This is a genomic window from Pseudomonas sp. H3_D04 (assembly GCF_054669175.1).
Genome location: NZ_CP162801.1, coordinates 1,786,436 through 1,806,341, shown reverse-complemented (window position 1 = coordinate 1,806,341; position 19,906 = coordinate 1,786,436). Strand labels below are relative to the sequence as shown.

At 57.1% G+C, this 19,906-nt stretch carries 15 protein-coding genes and 1 pseudogene; 8 read left to right on the top strand and 8 right to left on the bottom strand.

From position 1 onward, the window contains the following. Nucleotides 1-359: 359 nt before the first annotated feature. The 8 genes and pseudogenes from AB4N91_RS08480 (at nucleotide 360) to AB4N91_RS08445 (ending at nucleotide 11,310) form a co-directional block, all read left to right on the top strand. Entirely contained in the window at nucleotides 360-875 is a 516-nt protein-coding gene (locus tag AB4N91_RS08480; protein ID WP_033058787.1) for an Hcp family type VI secretion system effector, read from the top strand. Between the two features lie 131 nt (nucleotides 876-1,006). Further along, nucleotides 1,007-3,049 carry a type VI secretion system Vgr family protein gene (locus tag AB4N91_RS08475; protein ID WP_154912674.1) on the top strand — a complete coding sequence of 681 codons (2,043 nt, stop codon included), beginning with the start codon at nucleotides 1,007-1,009 and terminating at the stop codon, nucleotides 3,047-3,049. Then, on the top strand, nucleotides 2,994-3,779 hold the full coding sequence (locus tag AB4N91_RS08470; RefSeq protein ID WP_460112287.1) for a DUF4123 domain-containing protein: 786 nt from the start codon (nucleotides 2,994-2,996) through the stop codon (nucleotides 3,777-3,779). Before AB4N91_RS08475 ends, AB4N91_RS08470 begins: the two co-directional genes overlap by 56 nt. Continuing rightward, the gene (locus tag AB4N91_RS08465) at nucleotides 3,776-8,752 is read left to right on the top strand and encodes an RHS repeat-associated core domain-containing protein (RefSeq protein WP_154912672.1); all 4,977 of its coding nucleotides are present in this window, start codon (nucleotides 3,776-3,778) and stop codon (nucleotides 8,750-8,752) included. Before AB4N91_RS08470 ends, AB4N91_RS08465 begins: the two co-directional genes overlap by 4 nt. Next, entirely contained in the window at nucleotides 8,749-9,219 is a 471-nt protein-coding gene (locus tag AB4N91_RS08460) for a hypothetical protein (RefSeq protein ID WP_145308214.1), read from the top strand. Before AB4N91_RS08465 ends, AB4N91_RS08460 begins: the two co-directional genes overlap by 4 nt. A gap of 639 nt (nucleotides 9,220-9,858) precedes the next feature. Beyond that, a complete protein-coding gene (locus tag AB4N91_RS08455; RefSeq protein WP_154912671.1) occupies nucleotides 9,859-10,164 on the top strand; it encodes a hypothetical protein in 306 nt (101 codons plus the stop codon). A gap of 520 nt (nucleotides 10,165-10,684) precedes the next feature. Next, nucleotides 10,685-11,025: pseudogene (locus tag AB4N91_RS08450) on the top strand (DUF6124 family protein). Between the two features lie 18 nt (nucleotides 11,026-11,043). Further along, complete coding sequence (locus AB4N91_RS08445) at nucleotides 11,044-11,310, top strand: hypothetical protein (protein WP_010455597.1); 267 nt, start codon at nucleotides 11,044-11,046, stop codon at nucleotides 11,308-11,310. Nucleotides 11,311-11,348: 38 nt separating this feature from the next. Here AB4N91_RS08445 and AB4N91_RS08440 read toward each other — a convergent pair whose 3' ends face one another. The 8 genes from AB4N91_RS08440 to AB4N91_RS08405 all read right to left on the bottom strand — a co-directional run bounded on the left by AB4N91_RS08440 (nucleotide 11,349) and on the right by AB4N91_RS08405 (nucleotide 19,745). Further along, nucleotides 11,349-12,170, bottom strand: a complete 822-nt coding sequence (locus tag AB4N91_RS08440; RefSeq protein ID WP_460112651.1) for a VanW family protein — start codon at nucleotides 12,168-12,170, stop codon at nucleotides 11,349-11,351. 355 nt (nucleotides 12,171-12,525) lie between these two features. After that, nucleotides 12,526-13,104 (bottom strand): hypothetical protein, encoded by a 579-nt coding sequence (locus tag AB4N91_RS08435; RefSeq protein ID WP_154912670.1) that lies wholly within the window; start codon nucleotides 13,102-13,104, stop codon nucleotides 12,526-12,528. A gap of 86 nt (nucleotides 13,105-13,190) precedes the next feature. Beyond that, nucleotides 13,191-13,364: a hypothetical protein gene (locus AB4N91_RS08430; protein ID WP_010455603.1), complete on the bottom strand. Its 174-nt coding sequence runs from the start codon at nucleotides 13,362-13,364 to the stop codon at nucleotides 13,191-13,193. A gap of 11 nt (nucleotides 13,365-13,375) precedes the next feature. Continuing rightward, entirely contained in the window at nucleotides 13,376-13,618 is a 243-nt protein-coding gene (locus tag AB4N91_RS08425; RefSeq protein ID WP_145308208.1) for a hypothetical protein, read from the bottom strand. Between the two features lie 62 nt (nucleotides 13,619-13,680). Then, a complete protein-coding gene (locus AB4N91_RS08420; protein WP_154912669.1) occupies nucleotides 13,681-14,736 on the bottom strand; it encodes a lipocalin-like domain-containing protein in 1,056 nt (351 codons plus the stop codon). Then, nucleotides 14,726-17,197: an FtsX-like permease family protein gene (locus AB4N91_RS08415; protein ID WP_460112286.1), complete on the bottom strand. Its 2,472-nt coding sequence runs from the start codon at nucleotides 17,195-17,197 to the stop codon at nucleotides 14,726-14,728. Before AB4N91_RS08415 ends, AB4N91_RS08420 begins: the two co-directional genes overlap by 11 nt. A gap of 1 nt (nucleotide 17,198) precedes the next feature. Continuing rightward, on the bottom strand, nucleotides 17,199-17,867 hold the full coding sequence (locus AB4N91_RS08410; RefSeq protein WP_077749058.1) for an ABC transporter ATP-binding protein: 669 nt from the start codon (nucleotides 17,865-17,867) through the stop codon (nucleotides 17,199-17,201). 180 nt (nucleotides 17,868-18,047) lie between these two features. Further along, a complete protein-coding gene (locus AB4N91_RS08405; protein WP_154912667.1) occupies nucleotides 18,048-19,745 on the bottom strand; it encodes a sulfatase-like hydrolase/transferase in 1,698 nt (565 codons plus the stop codon). Nucleotides 19,746-19,906 lie beyond the last annotated feature (161 nt).

Here is a 19,906-nt window from a genome sequence, read left to right as displayed (position 1 = left end):
CCACTCAGCCCATCGATTCGTTGCACCGAGTTCCAGACACCTTCACGTGATGGCGCAAAGCCTTGCTGTGCAAGAAGTTGCGCACTGCTCGCACCAAACACGCTTGCAGGATCGCTGATCGCCCGGCCTGCCAGGCTCTCCGGCCAAGTGCGCAAGTTCTTGCGCAGTGCTGCGCAAGAACTTGCGCACATTCATGCGGCGCTCCTTGCAAAAACCTTCCCGGCACTTTAAAAAAATCCTCAACACCTTGATTTATATAGCCTTAACCGTTTCTGGCACGGACCTTGATAACAGTCAGGCACCCACCGGGCGATACCGCCTCCCGGGCACCCTCACTATATTCAGCAAGGAGCACATCCATGGCTACTCCAGCGTACATGTCCGTCACTGGCGAAAAACAAGGTCTGATCACCGCCGGCGCATTCACCGCCGACTCGGTTGGCAACACTTATCAAGAAGGTCACGAAGACCAGGTCATGGTTCAGGCTTTCAGCCACGACGTGATCATCCCGCGTGACCCACAGTCCGGCCAGCCAACCGGTCAGCGCGTTCACAAGCCAGTCGTGATCACCAAGGTCTACGACAAGGCTTCGCCACTGCTGCAAGCGGCTCTGACCTCCGGCGAGCGCATGAGCGAAATCGTTATCCAGTGGTACCGCACTTCGGCTCAAGGTACCCAAGAGCACTATTACACCACCAAACTGGAAGACGCGATCATCGTCGCCATCAACAACAAAATGCACAACTGCCAGGATCCGTCGAACTCGCACTTCACTCACCTGGAAGAAGTGCAATTCACCTACCGCAAAATCACCTGGACCCACGAAGTATCCGGTACTTCGGGTTCCGATGACTGGCGTCTGCCGGTCGCCTAAGTCAGGCTGACCGTCACAAGCATCGGCCAGCTCTGCTGGTCGATGTTGTTTCCGCCCTTCCAGAATTTCGCGTCCGTTGACCCGGTTTCCGGGTGTCAGCGCATGCCGCAGCACTGCACGAGGAACAAGGGATGTTCGCGCCGGCCAATCAAACTCACTTTGCCCTGACCATCGAAGGTCTTTCCAGCGACTTCCAGGTCTTTTCCCTGCAAGGTCGGGAAGCCATCAGCCAGCCTTTTGTGTTTGAGGTGGAGCTGGTCAGTGAACAGCCGTCCCTGGACCTCGAGACCCTGCTGCACAAACCGGCCTTTTTGCAGCTCTCGCCTGACGGCAGCGGCATCCATGGCCTGATCTATCGCGCCGCCCAGGGTGATTCCGGCAAACGCCTGACCCGCTACGCGGTGACCCTGCGCCCGCAACTGTCCTACCTTGCGCACCGCATCAACCAACGCATCTTCCAGAACCTCAGCGTGCCGAAAATCATCGGCATGGTCCTTGAAGAGCACGGCATCCAAAGCAACGCCTATGAATTCAAGGTCGGGGCGATCTATCCCGAGCGCATTTATTGCGTTCAGTACGATGAATCGGACCTGCAGTTCATCCAGCGCCTGTGCGAGGAAGAAGGTATCCACTACCACTTCCAGCACAGCGCCACAGCCCACAAACTGGTGTTCGGCGATGACCAGACGGTGTTCCCGAAACTCGCACCCGTGGCCTACCAGCAAGACTCCGGCATGGTCGCCAACAACCCGGTGATCAAGCGCTTCGATCTGCGCCTGGAAACCCGCACCAGCCGCACCACCCGCCGCGACTACGACTTTGAAAAACCGCGCCTGACCCTCGAAAGCGAAAACCGCGGCGACGCCCTGCCCGACCTCGAAGACTACGACTACCCCGGTCGCTTCATCGACCGTGAGCGCGGCAAACACCTGGCCAAGCGCAACCTGGAACGCCACCGCAGCGACTTCCAGCTTGCCGAAGGCAAAAGCGATCAGCCGTTGCTGATCAGCGGCCATTTCCTGGCCCTGACCCAACACCCGAAAGCCAAATGGAACGACCTGTGGCTGCTGACCGAAGTCCTGCACGAAGGCAAACAGCCTCAAGTGCTGGAAGAGTCGGTGACCAGCGACACCACCAGCCTCAAGGGCGATTTCCACCAGGGTTATCGCAACCGCTTCCAGGCCACCCCGTGGGACGTGCCGAACCGCCCGCCGCTGACGCAGAAGAAGCCACGCATCCTCGGCAGCCAAAGCGCCGTGGTCACCGGGCCCAAGGGTGAAGAGATTCACTGCGACCAGTACGGCCGAGTCAAAGTGCAATTCCACTGGGACCGCGAAGGCCAGGCCGACGACAAGACCAGCTGCTGGCTGCGCGTATCCTCCGCCTGGGCCGGCGCCCACTACGGCGGCATCGCCATCCCGCGGATCGGCATGGAAGTGCTCGTCACCTTCCTCGAAGGCGACCCCGACCAACCGCTGATCAGCGGCTGCCTGTACCACAAGGAAAACGTCGTCCCCTACCCGCTGCCGGCGAACAAAACCCGCAGCACTTTCAAAACCCTCAGCTCCAAGGGCGGTGGTGGCTTCAACGAACTGCGCATCGAAGACAAAAAAGGCCAGGAACAAATCTTCCTGCACGCCCAGCGCGACTGGGACGAAAACGTCGAACACGACCAGAAAATCCGCGTCGGCAACGAACGCCACGACACCGTCGAGCAAAACAGCTACAGCGAATTCAAGGCCGAAGAACACCACACCGTCTACGCCGACCGCAAAGTCGAAGCCCGGGCGAACGACCACCTGACCGTGGGCGTGAACCAGCACATCAAGATTGGTACCGGGCAATTCATCGACGCGGGCCAGGAGATTCACCTGAGCAGCGGCATGAAAGTCGTGTTGGAAGCGGGCAGTGAGTTGACGCTGATCGGGGGTGGCAGCTTTATCAAGATCGATGCTGGCGGCGTGACCATTAGCGGGCCGGTGATCAACATGAACTCCGGGGGTGGGCCGGGAAGCGGGACGGGGGCTGCGCCGTTGTTGCCGGGGGTGTTGAAGCAGGCGGATGCGGATAAGGCCGGGGCGGTGTTGACACCGGCGCAGATCAATACGTTGAAGCGGAATGCGCCGTTCTGTGAAGAGTGCGAGAAGTGTAAGGCAGGTGCTTGTGCGATCTGATCTGTTGACTCCGCAGGCGTGGCTTGCTGAAAAACCGTTGCAAGCAGACGAACGCCTGTACCTGATCGTCAGCGCCGCCAGCGATGCTGAACCACTCAAGGCTTTTTATCAGCAAGAGATGGCACCGGAACTGATACCCATCTGGGGTGGCACGCCTTACGCCGATTGGCAGCCCGTCATGCCTTATCTCGCCGAGCTGAAGCCAAACGCTGGTTTTATGCAGTGGATTACCGAAACCGATGCTGAGGATTGGGGTTGGCTGGCGGTGTCTACTAGTACCTCCTACGTTGTGTTCGAACATCTACGCAGTTTGACCCAGGTGCGTACGCCCGATGGCACCGAGGTGTTTTTCCGGTTCTGGGACGGCCGGCATATTTACCCGATTCTTGAAGGCCTGGGCGCCGGTGCTGGCGAGGTCCTACCAGTGTTCGACCGTTACCTTATCAACGGACAAAGCCTGGAGGTGGGGCCAAGATCCGTTCCTCCAGCAAAGGAATGGCCGTGGTGGGAAGTGCCACAGAAGCTGCTCGATTCGTTGGCGGAAAAAGACCATACCACCGTCGTCGACAACCTGATGCAGTGGCTGGGCGAGGACTGCCCTGAACTGTTCTTTGCCTTCCCCGAAAGTAATTTGCGCCACAAGGTCGAGCGTTTCGTCCGCCAACAACCCAACACAGAAGATATGGCAGAGCGTCTTGCTGCTCAGCTGACAAAGGAAGTCACGTCATGAATACCCCGATTGGTACCTTGGTCCTGCGCGTGCTGGACGCCAAAACGCCTGACGTGAATCTGATTCTCAAAGATTTCAAGAACTGCCTGAGCGATTACAAGGAGTGGGCGGACGGTTTCCTCACTGGTTGGGCACTGGATGTCGACCAGACATTCAAAGTCGGCAATGAAGTCAGCCTCACCAAACGCAAGACCAAAACCGGCGCAGTCGAGACCTACGCGACCTGCCCCCTGGCGGGCGACTTCACCCTGATCCACATGTTCGAGTCAGCGCGTTTCGTCCCCATCGGCAACACGCCAGTGAAATTGGAGCCTGTCACCAAAGGCACGCTCTACGACGACGTCACCGGCCCTGTTATTGAAACGACTATAGGCCCCAGCGGCATCAAGGTGATCGACGGCTGCAAGAAAGGCCAGATGTACCGCATCACCTTTTTCCCCAACGTTTCCCAGAGTGACGTCAAAGCGCTCTACGATTCCTATCAGGGCGTAATCGGCAATCTCGAAGGCTGGCTGCAAAGTGAATGGTCGGGCAAGTTCCAGCCACAGTGGGCCAGCTACTCGGCGGCCGACCGCATGGGCCGTTCGGTCATTCTGTTGAAACAAGCGATGGATGGCCTGGAGAAAGCATTGCTCAGGCTGTGGGACGACATCAAAAGCCTGTTCGAACTGCTCGCACATCCGAAGGAAAACCTTGAGAAACTGCGTAAATACTTGTCGGACGTCGAAATCGACAAGCTCTATGCGGCCTCCAAGGAGTCCATTGCGTCAGGCCTGTTGATCCTCAGTGACGAACCACTGATGTTCATCTACGTTTCGGCAATTGTCGCCTGGGTCGGCATGTTGCCTCCGCAGGTCATTGTCGACGTGGTGACGGCGATCGCAGCAGAGTTCCTGATCAACGTGGTGCTGGGCATCTGCCTCACCGGTGGCGCCGGGATCGCGGTGCGGGTGGGCACCAAAGCCCTTTCCACCGTCAAGTCGGGTACAGCCATCAAGTACCTTGAGGAACTGGCCGCGAAACTGATGACGTTGAGCGGCAAGCACAGCCTGCCGGCACATGCTGAAGTGTCGAAACCGTTGATTGCCAGCGCCAAGAATGTGCCGATGAAGCCTACCAAAACGGCGGCGATTAAAATCGACGAGGCTGCCGCCAACGGGTCCAAAAGTCAGGTTCCGAAAACCACGGATACGCCGAAGCAGGAAGTGAAAGACGCTTCTTCGTTTCCGCGTGGCAAGAAAGAAAAACAGACCACCCTCACACCCAAGGAAAAGGTCGACGACGTTCCGACGCAGTCGAAGACGCCCGACGATAAAAGCGCCACCTGCGCCAAGAAAACCTGCACCAATGGTTGCCCCGTGTCGATGGTTACGGGCGAAGAGTTGCTGACCCTGACCGATGGCGAACTCGGCGGTTTGCTGCCCTTCAGCTGGACGCGACTCTATCGCACCAGCGCCGCAGAAATCGATTGCGGCCTCGGCTACGGCTGGAGCCATGCCTTGGCCCAACGCGTCGACATCCACGACGACGAAGTCCTCTGGACCGACCATGAGAACCGTGTCACCACGTTCCCGCTGCCAAGCGTGCAGCGTCCAGCGATCACCAATAGCCTCTCGGAAGCGGCCATTTTCATCGGTGACGACCCTTCCGAGCTGGTGCTCACACAGGCCGGTGAACGCAAGCAGTTTTACCACTTCCGCTACAACAGCAAGGGCGCCACGCTAATCGCCATCAGCGACGATTACGGCAATCGCCTGCACATCACCCGTGACATCCACGGGCGAATCAAGCGTGTCGATAACGGTGCCGGTCGCGCCCTCCTCGTGCGTTATGACCGCAGGCACATCGTTGCCATCGACTATCAGCAGTTCAGCCCGGCGGACAATCTGGAAGATGCCTGGAGTACCGTTCAGACTCTGGTCACCTATGGCTACGATGCCCAGCACCGCCTGATCGAAGCCCGAAACGCAGCGGGCGAAGCAGAACGCTACGCCTACAACGATCAAAACGTCATTCTTGAGCGCCAACTGGCCGGTGGCGCGAGTTTCTACTGGGAATGGGAAAAGGAAGGCAAGTCGGCACGCTGCATCCATCACTGGGCAAGCTTCTCGCAGATGGACGCGCATTACGCCTGGGATGACAAGGGCAGCGTCACGGTTACCAACGCGGACGGCAGCGAAGAAATCTACACCCACGACGATCAGGCTCGACTGGTCGCCAAGGTTGACCCGGATGGTGCCGAACACCTCAAGGCCTACGATGACAAGGGCCGGTTGATTGCCGAAAAAGATCCACTCGGAGCAGTTACCGAATACCAGTACAACGAAGCCGGCCGACTGGTCGCGGTGATTCCACCGGAAGACGCTCCCACCACTTACGAGTACTACCACGGGTTCGTCCGTGTAGTGAACCGTGGTCCGGCCACCTGGACCTACTGGCGCAACGATCAGGGCGACATCACCGAACAAATCGACCCGGACGGCAACTCCACCCACTACAGCTACAACCGCCAGGGCCGTCTGCTGGAGATTCGTCATCCTGATGGCAGTCGCCACCAACTGGGCTGGAACAACCTTGGCCAACTGCTCGAAGAACAGCTTCCCGACGGCGGCCAGCGCAAGTATCGCTACGACGCGTTGGGCCGACAGATCACGCGTCAGGATGAAAGCGGCGCGATCACCCACTATCAATGGGACGCCGCGAACCGCCTCGCGCAAATCACTCTGCCCGGCGGTGCAACCCGTGCGCTCACCTATAACGCTTACGGCAAAGTCACCGCCGAACGCGATGAACTGGGCCGCGTCACCCGCTACGAGTATGCGGATAACCTGCATCTGGTCAGCCGTCGCATCAACCCGGACGGCAGCCAACTGCGTTACCACTACGACAACTCGCGCCTGTTGCTCAGCGAGATCGAAAACGAACGTGGCGAGCACTACCATCTCGATTACTACCCCAACGGCCTGATCCAGCAGGAAACCGGCTTCGACGGTCGCCGCACCGCTTACGAGTACGACCTCAACGGCCAACTGCTGAAGAAAACCGAATTTGGCGACGACGCTAGCGAACTGATTACCGAGTACCAGCGCGACGCCGCTGGGCGCTTGCTGGCAAAAACCCTGGCCGATGGCGAAGCAATTCACTACAGCTACGATGCATTGGGTCGCCTGGTTAACGTCGACGACGGCCACTGGCCTCTCGCCTACGAATACGATCTGCAAGACCGACTGATCACCGAACACCAAGGCTGGGGCACCACGCGTTACGAGTACGACAAACTCGGCCAACTGAGCCACTGCCGCCTCCCCGACGGCAGCAAACTCGACTACCGCCACCAATCCGGCGGTCGCCTGAGCAGCATCGACCTCAACGGCTCGCGCCTGACCACTCACCAGTTCAGCGCCGGCCGCGAGCAGCAACGTCAACAAGGCCTGCTGCTCAGCCAATACCAGTACGACGAACAAGGCCGACTGCAAGCCCACACGGTGGGTCAGCAAGATCGCAACCTGTTCCAGCGGCGCTACGCCTACGATGCCAATGGCAACCTTGCGGGCATCGACGACAGCCGCAAAGGCAATCGCAGCTACCACTACGACCCGCTCGACCGACTGATCAACGTCCGCGGCACCACCCCGGAAAGCTTTGCCCACGACCCGGCGGGCAACCTCCTGGGCCAGGGCGACCAGCCAACCGCAAACCTGGCCAACGTCAAAGGCAACCGCCTGCTCATGCAGGGCGACCGCCACTACGATTACGACGCCTACGGCAACCTGGCGCGCGAACGTCGAGGAGCCGGCCAGAAACTCGTCACCGAATACCGTTACGACTGCCAGCACCGCCTGATCGGCGTCAGCCTCCCCGGCGGCAGCAATGCAACCTACAAATACGACGCCTTTGGCCGCCGCATCTCCAAAACCGTCGATGGCCACACCACGCAATTCCTGTGGCAAGGCGAACGCCTCATCGCCGAGAGCGCCGACAACCGCTATCGCAGCTACATCTACGAACCGGGCACCTTCCGCCCATTGGCCATGCTCGATGGTGAAGGCCCGCTCAAAGCCGAGCCGTTCTACTACCAACTCGACCACCTCGGCACCCCGCAGGAACTCACCGACTACAGCGGCCAGATCATGTGGTCGGCGAAATACCGCGCCTACGGCAACCTCGCCACCCTCGACGTCGCCGAAATCGACAACCCGTTGCGCTTCCAGGGTCAGTACTTCGATGGGGAAACGGGCTTACATTACAACCGGCATCGCTACTACAATCCCGGGACCGGGCGGTATTTGACGCCGGATCCGATCAAGCTGGCTGGGGGGTTGAATAACTACCAGTACGTGCCTAACCCTACGGGGTGGGTGGATCCGTTGGGGTTGAGTTCAGGATGTCCGGGGCCTGATTGCAAGATACCTACTAACTCTGCGAATGCGACCAAGCCTGATCATTTGCCAATGAGTCAGGAAAAATTCGACGAAATTATTGACATGAATAAGGCTGACCGGCCGCCGAATCCTGGTGATTACCTACCAGACAGTTACATCAGCGCTCACCGGGAGCTTTTTGCAAAAGAGGGTGGTTCTTTCATCGCGATCAAAAGTTGGATCGAAGGCGGTCACGCAAATCTGCCACCGCGAAAATTCGTAGGATTGACATCAGAAATGGACGATGTAGTTGCCAAATATCGAGCTGCAGGTAACGACTGGAAAGTACTAAACAAAGAGCTAAATCTTGGATCAAACGATCTGTCGCGCGACACTATATACATAGTAAAGATCAAACCTAACGACCCACGATTCAGATATGAAATGCCGAATGGGCAGGAACGTGGCGCCTATCCAAACGAATGGGTTCCAGGAGGACACACCAAAAGCGGAACAAAAGAAGCAGCTTTAATCGGATCAGAGAGCATCACGCACAACAGCAACCTAGACACATTACTTAGCAACTTCACGGACATTGAAAAACTCCAATGAAAACTACATTCGAAACTGCTTTGGACCAACATGAAATTTCCGACTTCTTTAAAGGAAATGGAATTTACTTCGCTCGAGGATCCGAGTGGGGCGACCACTTACATATAAATAACTGGCAGGGAATGTGCAGCGTTCTAGAAACACAGAAATTCGCACAAAGCTTATTGACCAATATATTCGAAGAGTATGTGAAATACCTCAAAGAAAACTATGAGGACGCAGTCGGATTACTTGCTAATGTATCGGCCTACTACTCAGCAAGAAGCATGTATCCTTTTTTATCGGCGGACAATTACGACCTAATTGACGAGATCAATAACGAAAGCAAGAAAAACATAGCAAAACTAATAAAATTGTTAAGAAAAGAGTACGATATAAAAACCAAAGACTTACAGATGATTTCATTCGAGCAACAGCTTCAAAAACTAAAACGAAATGGCTGCACCATTGATCTTGAAGCTCTTTAAATTACAAAATTGAACAGATTTATGTTCTGCACTCGAAAATAAATCTATCCAATTTTTCGTTCCATTTTTCTTATTTTGAGCCAATTTGATGATTGGGAACAACTTCAATGATCAGTAATTTTGAAAAGGCGCTAAACAGAGATGAATTCCCAGAGTATTTCAGAGGTACCGGCATTTATTTCACAAGAGATCCTGACTGGAGAACTCAGTTACACATCATTAACTGGCAGGGCTTTGCAGCTTTCTCAACACACAAAAAAAACCAGTATCAGTCCTAAAAAATGCATTTGAAAAATACGTAATGACTGTAGACAGCAACGTAGAAGACGTGAACGACCTTCTCGAAAATATAGGGTGCTATTACTATATGCGAAAAAAGGTTCCAGCCTTATCGGAAAATGGATTTGACCTAATCCGGGAAATGTCTAGAAAGGAAAAGCTGACAATATCTAAATATATGAAACTCCTGCATCAAGAAATAAACAAAACGACGAACGCACAGGACATCGAGCTTTACAACAGCCGACTATCAAAACTGATTAATGATGGCGGACCAAGTGACTTACAGAATCTTTACCCATAAAGCCCTCGAAAAAAGCCATTAAATGGACTTAATTATTTCATGACGGGAGCATACCGATGCCTTACCCCGAACTGAAAAATGCAATTCAGCGCGCCGGTTTCACCATTACTGAATTCTCGGACCAGAGAGCATTTTTCGGCTATTGGTCACTCACTGTCGAAGATTATAGACACTTCTACTTAATCGTCAACGAAGGACGTGAGGGCTGGATGATGTTCTATATCAAGGATACGGATGGGCCTTTATTGAGCTGGATAAAAAAAGAATCGACCTGGATGGACGACGCTGACAGGGCGACCCAATCCCTTATCTGGCTTTCCGGCTCCCGCCCACCGCGGCTAAAAAGTGAAGAACGATGTTAGATACAAATAAAGAAATCATCCTGCCCGGAAAATGCGCACTCGAAGCACTAGCAGAAATAGAGTTTATTTTAATTTCGCTACATAAAATTGGAAGAATCCTATTGCAGACTACCAACGCGCGACAACTTTTATAGACAACGAAAAAATCACACAAAAACTCGCCAAAGTACGACGAATATTAAGTGAAAGCTTTGATAACACACTTGGCGAAGATGATATGGACGACATAGAAAGACAAATGGGAAACATTGAGCTCTGGAAACCTTAACCCCCAGAAAAAGCTGACACCCTCGAGTTAATCCACAGAGAGGGCTCAACCCCAAAACTCCACGCATCGGACATTTCCCGCAACTCCTGTCGACTTCCATGAACTGGTACGCCCACCTAATCCCAGATAACCTCCTCCAGCCGCTGCAATATCAGCGACCGGTTTTGACAGACCGAACACGATCAAGGCATGCGAATGCCGCTTTGCGGCTCCGTTTATTCAGGAGCTTCACCATGAAGAAATTTCCACCCGATTCCCTCGATCCAACCCAACCCAACCCAACTCAGCAAAGCCACCCAACGCGCCGTCAGCGCCCGCCTCCGCGACCCAAAAAAACCTGACCCCGTCAGCCACGTCTTCACCATCCTCCCCAACATCGACACCGAAACCCTGCTAAGTCATGCCTGCGAAACCCTCGCTTCACTCAACGTTCTCACCACTGACCTGGCCTGTGAACTCGAGGGTTCACACCGCAGCCTCGCGCTGTCGATTCAGCAATTGGCCGTCCTGGCGAGCTGCTGGTAAACCGAGCGCTGGATAACCTCGATCCACCCGGCGAGGCGTCCGACGTTCCGTCGGGCACTGAGTCTTGAGAGAAAGGAGAATCAGCCATGGCTCGATACATGCCTATCACCGGCATCGACTGCATGATCCCTTCCCTGCTGATTGATGCTGAGGCTCCCCTCGACGTATTACATGACACGGCGGCACATCGAATCCGCAGCGTGACCCAACTGCTGGAAACAATGGCACTGAACGAATCGCTCACCGGCGACGCCACGCTATTGCGGGACTTCGCTCAGGTAATTGCAACTCAACTACGCGACGGCTGCGATTTGCTGGATGTCATCGGTCGACGATTACAGGCACGAACTTAAACAAACAAAAAAAGGGCGATCTTAAGATCGCCCGTTTTTTATACATTCACCGCCAACAAACTCTCCCCAGCCTCATACTTAACAACCACCCGATTCCTATAAAGCCGTTCATTCTCCAATACCTCACTCCCCTGCCCCTTACTCTTAACCTCCCGCCAAATCTCATTCTCCCGAAACATCCTACCCCCCTCGCGCAAAAACCGATGCCCAACCTGGTAAACGTGATACCGAAACTCCCGCACCCGATCACACAACAATTCCCCTTCCAACTGCTGCTCGCCAACCTTCAACTTCAACTGAAAATGCCGATCCGTCGGGTTATGCAGCACCAGATCAACATAGTTATAAAAAATCGCCGCACCTGAACCGAACGGTAACACCCGCCCTTCATCAGGAAACGGATCGAAGCTGTGGTTCGAGCGTTCAACCACCACCAGCGGCGAGTGAATGGCCATCCAGTGGATGAGGTTGCTCAGTTGGCAGACTCCGCCACCGATGCCGCTGCGTGCTTCACCAAATGACAGTTCCATGCCTTCGACGTAACCGCGTTTTCGGGTCGGTCGGCCGACCAGGCGGCAGAAGGAAAAGTATTCGCCTAGTGCGATGACTATGCCGTTTATTGATGACACGGCCAGTTTGAGGTTGATGACTTTGTTGTGTTGCAGCGCAATATCGGAGTTGCCGAGTTTACGAATCAGCTTGGAGGTGTGTTTGAGGTAGCGAAAGGGCAAGCTGGATTCGGCGTTGATCGAAACGGCGTAATGCCGGCTGGAGAAGCGCCAGGCTATTTGCCTGAACAGTCTTTTTTGCCACACGCGCAGCCAGTAGAGGGCCGGGTGATAAAGGGAGAGTGGTTTCATCCGTGTCAGAACGGCAGAGGCCGTTTTCATCCTTGATCTGAATGCCGCGCATCGTGACGTATTGCTGCAGGTGCGTATCGCCCCTCAAGAAGGTGTTCGCCCAGTGTAATGGCCTCGGCAATCCATGCACTGGTAAAGAGCCTTGCCACTGGGCGAACGGGAAGTATTTTAATGGAAGTTGGCGAAGTTGTCCGCACACATAATCATGAAATTTATCGATACAACATTAATTAAATGTCATCTTAAATATTATTTGTACGACAACAAAAACTCACCAGTTCGACCATTAAAAATGATTGTTCTTATACAAAAAAACTGTACGAGAACAATCAATATATAGAGCTAATACTCAACTTCAGTGTTTACTGGTCACTGTGAGGATATCGGTGTAGGTCACGACGACACTCTGTCCAACTTTCAGGTCTTTCAATTTTGCTTGAACTTCGGGTCGTACAACGTCGATGGTCTTGGACTGGCCAGCAGGATTTTCAAAGGTCAGCTGGTTTTTCTTCAAGTCGATTTTGGTGATTTTCAGCTGAACCTGCACCTGACGGTAGGCTTCGCCGCCCGGGTTCTCGCTGCCGGGGGCGGCACGGACTTCGCCGGTGCGCTCGACAGTGCCTGGCAAGCCTTTGTCGACATCGGTGTCGAGGTGGGCGGCGACGGAACTGGTGACCTTGATGTCGACTTGATCGCCGACTTTCAGATTACCGAGGTTTTTCGCCTTATCGGTCAGCTGTACATGAACCTGACGACCTTCCGGCCCTTCCAGGACAACCCGGTGATTAGCCGCGTCGACCGAGACGACTTTGGTGGTGACTTGATCCGCTTCCACAACGGCAGACAGCGGAATATCCGCAGCCATGGCGCCAAGGCTGGTGGCAGACAGCAAGGTAGCGAGGGTGATGGCTTTCGTCAGTGCGTGGAGTTTCATAAGCATACTTTCCCTGTGATTGGGTGGCAGCAGACGGCTCTGGCCCGAGGGTCAGCGCCGACTGTGCAACTCAGCATAGACGCAGTTCAGGGATTTTTTGCAGTTTCTTGCGCGGTGGATTCACCGCTTTGCGTGCCCTTGCCGCTTTCCTTGCGCCGGGTCGGATCGGTGGGGCGCAGGGCATCGTTGTCGCGTTCGACTTCGCCGGGTGGTCGCGGTTCGTCAGGGTGTTCGGCGGTGTCGGGGGATTGGGGTTTCATGGTGGTTCTCCTCAGGCTTCGGGATCATCGACTTCTTGTGCAACGTTCACCGCGGGCGAGTCTTTGTGGGATTGCTCGGCCTTGGCCTTCAAGGTCTGCCACTGTTCCAGGTCAATGGCGCCCTGCCCCAGCAAGTCGTCGGCCACCCGCAGCAGTTCGCTGTAGTGGGCGTCGGGGGATTGCTGCCAGTAGGCCTTGTCTTCGAACAGGCGCTGCCAGGCATCGAGGTCAGGTGGCTTGAGGTCTTCGCTCATGACGGGCTCCATTGAATGGGCTTGTTAACTTAGGAGGCCGTCGCCGAACCGAGAGTTCCGACTCAATACCCGGTCATTTCCAGATAACCCGTGCCACCTTTGAATTGCACGGGGCCTTCCCAGTAAGGAATGCGCAAATCCATCCAGGCGTTGGGATTGAGGGCGGTGATGGAGATGTCGAGGTGTTTGGCCGGGATTTTGATCGCCCAGCGCAGCGGCATTTCACGCCCGGCGACTTTGGCGGTGTCTTGCGGTGTGAGGCTGATGTCCGAGGCGTGCAATGACTGAGCCTGGCCTTGAGCATCGATCCACGTGCCTGTGAGGTAAGGCGCGCCGTCCTTTTGCCGCATGCGATAAAGCATGACCTGTTCGCCGCTGTCCAGGTGCAGCGAAAACCAGTCCCATCCTGTCTGGTTCGCAGTCAGCGGCTGACTGCTCCACTCGCGATCGAGCCAGGCCGGACCACTGACCTGATAAGTCTTGCCGTCGATTTCCAGCGCGCCGCTGGCCTGGAAAAACGGTTGGCTGTAGTAATACGACGCCTGCCCTTGTTCGGATTTCTGACTGAAACCCTTGTCACCCTGAAGCACCAGCGGGCGGGTGGACGTTAGCCGCAGTTGGTAGCTGAAGCCCTTGTCCCGGGCGCTGAGTTGCAGGTCTGCCAAGGCATCGGCCCCCTGACTGCTGAAGCGCCAATCGTCGATCCAGGCATTGAACGGTGCGAGACTCACCCCCGCCTGACCCACGCCACCACGGGCGTAACGTTCGGCCGCGTGATGGGCCGTTGCCGACGTCACGGCTGCGTGCCCCAGCCAAATGGTCTGATTGCCCCAACCCGACTGCTCCGGGACAGCTTTCAACGCGCTGCGAAACAACGTCCATTGCACGCCGAACTCGCGACCCTGATCGTCCTTGAGATTGGCAGTGACGTACCACCATTCGATGCGAAAGCCATCGTGAGGACCGTGATCTGCCGGGAAGCTGAATTCTCGCCCGGGCACTACCGGTGTGAATACGGAGGCGTCACCACCCAGACCTGCGAAGCCTTTCTCGTCAGGCGCGGGGTTGTCGCAGCCGCTCAACAAAACCAATAGCAACACGCCGACCTTAATCCTCATGCGCAAACGTCCTCAGCAGGTCCGCCGGTTGCGTGCGGTACAGCGAATACAGCGGCCACGCCGACGCCAGCAATGTTGCGAGCAACGCCAGCCCCATCAATTGCAGCAGCTGCAACGGAAACACCCGCAACGGCAATCGCCAGCCAAACGCTTGCACGTTGATCACCGTGTCCAGGCACCACGCCAACGCGATCCCCAACGGCAATGCCAGCACCAGCGTCAGCACCGCCAGCAGCCAGGTTTGTCCGAGGTTGAGCAGCATCAGTTGCCGGCGCGTCACGCCCAGCGCCCACAGCGGCGCGAGTTGGCCGAGGCGGCTCTGGCTCTGCGTCAGCAGGCTGATGAACAACGCCACACCGGCGACGGCCAGGGTCAGGCTGTTGAGCGCGGCGGTGGCGGCGAAGGTGCGTTCAAACACCTGCGTGGACCAGCCCTTGAGGCGCGCCTGATCGACGATACGGCTGTCGTCCAGGGTAAAACGGCTTTGCAGCGTTTTGAGGAATGGCGCAATCAACGCGGGCTCGATGCGCAGGTTGAAACGATTGGGCGTGAGCTGCGGCCACCCGCGCAGCAAATGGTTGGCGTTCACCAGAAGGTGCCCCTTGGGATTGCCGTAGTCGGCGTAAATCCCGACGATCCGAGGTGACCAGGGGCCGCCCGGTGTGGGGATGGTCAAATGATCGCCGAGCCGCACCTTCAACCGGCGGGCCAGTTGTTCGCTGAGCATCAGCGCATCGTCCTTGGCCAAGCGGTCCCAGGGATTGTCGCCCAAGGCTTCCAGCAGCGGCCAATGCTGGCGATAAGTCGGGTGATCGATCACGCCGAAGATATCCGCCGGCCAGCCTTGCAGCTGGATCGATACCTGCCAGTTGGGCAGCACGGCAGTCAATGAAGGTTGCTGTTTGAGCCAGCTGTGCAGCTCTCGGGACTGGGCCGGGTTTTGCGGATTGACGTAAAGTTCGGCGGTCAGGCGTTGTTCGAGCCAGTCATTGAAGGTCTGGCGAAAACCGGCGGTCATGCTGCCGGCACCGATGTTCGCCGCCAGCGCCAACAGCAGCGCCATCAGCGCCAGGCTCAGCGCCGGCAGTTGCTGACGGCAGTCGGCGAGAAACCATTGGCCGAGCACCGAATGACTGCGGCTCAGTGCCAGGTTCAAGACCAGATTCAGCACCACCGGCAAGGCCAGTGCGGCCCCGATCAGCAGAGCTGCCATCAGCACAAAACCACTGGCCAGGCTGTCCCCCCGGAACAAGGCGATAAGCGCGATGACAGCGGCCAGTGCCGCGACCCAACCCTGACGCCGTAACCAGCGCGCGTGAGCCTGATGCCAGGCTTGCGGATCGGCCAGGGCCAGCAACGGCAGGCGCGCCGCCCGCAGCAGACTGTTGGCCCCGGCCAGCAGCGCACCCAGCAGGCTCAAGCCCACCCCGCTGAACCACCACCACGGACTGAGGCTCAACTGCCCCGCCACTTCGGCGCCGTACAAACCGCGCAGGCTGGCGGCCACGTCCGGCAACAACACGCTGGCCAGCAGGTAGCCGCTGGCGACGCCGGCAATACCGCCGATCATCGCCAGTGCTCCGAGTTCAACCACCAGACAGGTGATCAACATTCGGGCGCTGACCCCACAGGCGCGCAGGGTTCTGAGCAAGCCTCGACGTTGCTCCAGCGCCAGCCCGATTGCGGCGTGAACGATGAACAGGCCGACCATGAAGGACAGAAAACCCAAGGCATCGAGGTTCAAGTGAAAGCTTTCCGTCAGCCGCGAGAGATTGTTTTCTTCACCGCTGGTTTTGAGCTGCAACAGGCCTTTGTATTGATCGGGCAGTGCGGCGCTGAAATCCTTGGGCAACAACAGGCGTGACAGTTGCTCCGGCAGGCCGAGAATCTGCTGGGCGAAGCCGATGTCCACCAGCAACATGCCGGGGGCCATATCGGTTTGGACGTGCAGCGGTGGCAGAATCTCGCCATTAGAGTTCACTGGCCGTTCACCTTCGTGCAGACCCAACGTCTGCAAGGTCTGCGGCGAGATCCAGGTGCGGCCCGGCGGGGTGAAAAATTCGACAATCTGCTCGATCGCCAACGACCGCCCCGCCACCGCCGAGCCGGCCGGCAGCGACACCGGTTCGATGCCCATCAGCTGCAGACGTTGCTCCTCATGGCCCTTGAGCGTCACCCGCCCTTGCAGCACGGGCGAGACCGGCCAGCCCGCGCGTCGCAGGTCGACAAACACTTGCTGGGAAAAGGTCGCGCCACTGGGCGCACTGAGGCTGGCCTGCGGTTCACCGCCGATCAACTGACTGGCTCGCGCATAACTTTCACGCGCCTGGCTGTTCAGCGCCTCTACACCGGTCAGCAGGCTGGTGGCGAGCCAGAGCCCGGTCAGCACACTGAAAAATTGCACCGGGTGCTGCCACCAATGGCTGAGCAACGCCCGCAGCGTTTCGCGAAAGACGCGCACCTCAGTGTTCGCCCGCGCCAGCCAGGCGGCCGCGATGCAGCACCACTTTCTCCGCCAGCCGTGCGGCAACGCGATGACTATGCGTGACCATCAACAAGGTGGTCGGACTGTCGTCGAGCAATTCCAGCAGCAACTTCAACACTTCATCGCTGGTGGCTTCATCGAGGCTGCCGGTGGGCTCGTCGGCCAGCAACAATTTGGGCTTCGACGCCAGGGCGCGGCCCAAAGCGACTCGCTGCTGTTGCCCACCGGAGAGCTGCTCCGGGTAACGCCGCAGCAAATCACTCAAGCCCAGCCGCTGCACCAGGTGCGCCTGCCAGCGCGGATCATGCCGCCCGGCCAGGCGTGCCTGAAAAGCCAGATTGTCCTCGACCCGCAAGCTGCCGATCAGGTTGAACTGCTGGAACACCAGGCCGATTTCAGTCCGTCGCCAGTTCGCCAGCTGCCCTTCGTTCATCTGGTCCAGCCGATGCTCGCCGCTTTGAATGCTGCCGCGATCGACCTTGTCGAGGCCGGCGATCAAGTGCAGCAAGGTGCTCTTGCCACTGCCCGACTCCCCCATCAGCGCCAGGCTGCTGCCGGGTTTCAATGTCAGGTCGACACCTTGCAGCACCGGCAAAGGACCTTGCGGAGTGGCGTAGCTTTTAAAGACGCCTTGGACCTGAAGCATGAAGGGAGGCTCGCTGAAGTCAGAGCGCCTAGGATAGCCGAGAGTACATCCGAAAACTTCTCTCTGATCTGGCTGACGCCATCGCGAGCAGGCTCACTCCCACAGGGGACTTTTGAACGACACACACCCCTGCAGGAGCGAGCCTGCTCGCGATGAGGCCGGATCAGTCAACCAAAAACCTCACTGCCCCACCGCAACATTTGTAGGCGCCTGCGAAGGCGTCACAATGCTGTTCAGATCAATATACTTCCACTCAGGCTTCGCCCCCAGCCGCGCATTGAACCGATAGTTGAACGTAAAGTCGTCCGCCGTCGGCACACTCAACGGCTTGCCATAAACCGCCTCGATCCCCGCCAGGTCATAGCCCATCAACTGCAACAATGTCGGGAAGATGTTGTAGTGACTCGACCGATCCTTGTTCGCGGCCAGCGCTTTCTGCCAATCCAGCGTGCGCAACTGATCCCCTTGAATCACCACCAGCGGCACCAAGCCCTCCTCCGCCACCGGATCACCGCCGCAGTGCAAATTCAACCCGGGATTGCCCCGTTCATGCAGGTCCTGCCCATGGTCCGAGGTGTAGATCAGCAGCGCATTGCTCATGTCTGCCTGGGCAAACACCCGTGAGAAAAACTCCCCGACGTTCCACAGCAAGGTGTTCTTGTAGGCGTTGCGGTAGAGCACCCAATCATCCGGCTGTCCGTTGAAACCATCGCGCTTGGCGGTGTCCGCAACCTCGACAAACTGGCCCCGAGGCAAGGTCGGGCGATAGGCCATGAACGCATCCGGGTACTTGTCATGCACCGGAAAATGCGCGCCCACCTTGTTGATCACCACCAGCTCGGGCTTGCCGTCGTTGAGCAGGTCGATCAGTTTCGCCGCGGCCGCCATGTCGCGATCACGCACGCTGGCCTGGTCGAATTGCACAAACTCGTCGATGTCCTTTTTCTCGGCGTCGTTCATCAGGTTCTGCAAGTTGCCCCCGGTGCGCTGGGCATCGATGTAGACGGTGCGCAGGCCGGCCTTCTTCGCGTACTGCCAGATCGACGGCATCGTGCTGTTGATGCGCATGTAGTCGGCGCGGGTGCCGCCGTACCGCAGGGTGATGTTGGTGTCGGCGCTGCAATTGGCAATGGACGCGGCGTAACCGTAATTGAAGATCGCGACGCCCGGGCGCGGTTCCTTGAGGTTGCTGTGCACACCGAACGGGGCGTTGATGTCCAGGTAGTTGCCGGAAATGCTTTCGTCGATGATCAGAACGATGTCGTGCCCCGGCGGCGCGTCGTTGCGCGCCAGGCTCACAGGCTCGCGTGGGCCGACGGTGTTGTGCAGGGCTTCATAGGTGAACAGGTTCAAGTAGGCCAGCGGCGTGTACATGATCGGCAGGCCACGGGCGCCTTCGCCGGCTCGCACGAACAACACCGCACTGAGCAGCAGCACTCCGAGCACCGGCGCCGCCACCAGCAACGCACCGGGCAGCGGCATTCGTCGACGCGGTTTGAGCCCGATACCGAACAACAGCAGCAAGCCGCCGACCACCCCGCTGATGATCGCGTCGCGGTACTGGTACGCCGCCTCCTGAATGAACCCGCCGGAATACACCAGCGACACGAAGCTGCTGTAGGTCAGGTAGTCGGCCGTGACGCGGGTATAGACATCGAAAAACACGGCAGACACAAACATCATCAGAGCTAATAGATGACGGATCAGCGTCTGGCGAATGTACGCGGTCATGAACAGCGCCACGGTCAGCGCGATAAACATCCCGCCAAACAGCAGCACCGGCAAACCCATTCCCAACGCGCTCAGGCGCTCCAGGTAATAGTCGTAATTTTTGAATAAGTAGAGAACTAAGAGCAGTTCTTTGAGATATCGAATCATAGTATTTCCGATGCTCGCGGCCGTCCGTTGGCCAATAGATTGTCAGCCATTTTTTGACACTAGCACCGGGCCATCAAAGCGCAAGAAATGTCGGGTTTTTACACAAAGCGTCAAAAAAACGTTGACTCAAATCTGACACACCTGACCGGCTACAACCCTTG

Excerpts from the sequence above, each read along its gene's own strand:
- AB4N91_RS08480 (WP_033058787.1), top strand. The coding sequence starts at position 360 with ATGGCTACTCCAGCGTACATGTCCGTCACTGGCGAAAAACAAGGTCTG.
- AB4N91_RS08475 (WP_154912674.1), top strand. The coding sequence starts at position 1,007 with ATGTTCGCGCCGGCCAATCAAACTCACTTTGCCCTGACCATCGAAGGT.
- AB4N91_RS08470 (WP_460112287.1), top strand. The coding sequence starts at position 2,994 with ATGCGCCGTTCTGTGAAGAGTGCGAGAAGTGTAAGGCAGGTGCTTGTG.
- AB4N91_RS08465 (WP_154912672.1), top strand. The coding sequence starts at position 3,776 with ATGAATACCCCGATTGGTACCTTGGTCCTGCGCGTGCTGGACGCCAAA.
- AB4N91_RS08460 (WP_145308214.1), top strand. The coding sequence starts at position 8,749 with ATGAAAACTACATTCGAAACTGCTTTGGACCAACATGAAATTTCCGAC.
- AB4N91_RS08455 (WP_154912671.1), top strand. The coding sequence starts at position 9,859 with ATGCCTTACCCCGAACTGAAAAATGCAATTCAGCGCGCCGGTTTCACC.
- AB4N91_RS08445 (WP_010455597.1), top strand. The coding sequence starts at position 11,044 with ATGGCTCGATACATGCCTATCACCGGCATCGACTGCATGATCCCTTCC.
- AB4N91_RS08440 (WP_460112651.1), bottom strand. The coding sequence starts at position 12,170 with ATGAAACCACTCTCCCTTTATCACCCGGCCCTCTACTGGCTGCGCGTG.
- AB4N91_RS08435 (WP_154912670.1), bottom strand. The coding sequence starts at position 13,104 with ATGAAACTCCACGCACTGACGAAAGCCATCACCCTCGCTACCTTGCTG.
- AB4N91_RS08430 (WP_010455603.1), bottom strand. The coding sequence starts at position 13,364 with ATGAAACCCCAATCCCCCGACACCGCCGAACACCCTGACGAACCGCGA.
- AB4N91_RS08425 (WP_145308208.1), bottom strand. The coding sequence starts at position 13,618 with ATGAGCGAAGACCTCAAGCCACCTGACCTCGATGCCTGGCAGCGCCTG.
- AB4N91_RS08420 (WP_154912669.1), bottom strand. The coding sequence starts at position 14,736 with ATGAGGATTAAGGTCGGCGTGTTGCTATTGGTTTTGTTGAGCGGCTGC.
- AB4N91_RS08410 (WP_077749058.1), bottom strand. The coding sequence starts at position 17,867 with ATGCTTCAGGTCCAAGGCGTCTTTAAAAGCTACGCCACTCCGCAAGGT.
- AB4N91_RS08405 (WP_154912667.1), bottom strand. The coding sequence starts at position 19,745 with ATGATTCGATATCTCAAAGAACTGCTCTTAGTTCTCTACTTATTCAAA.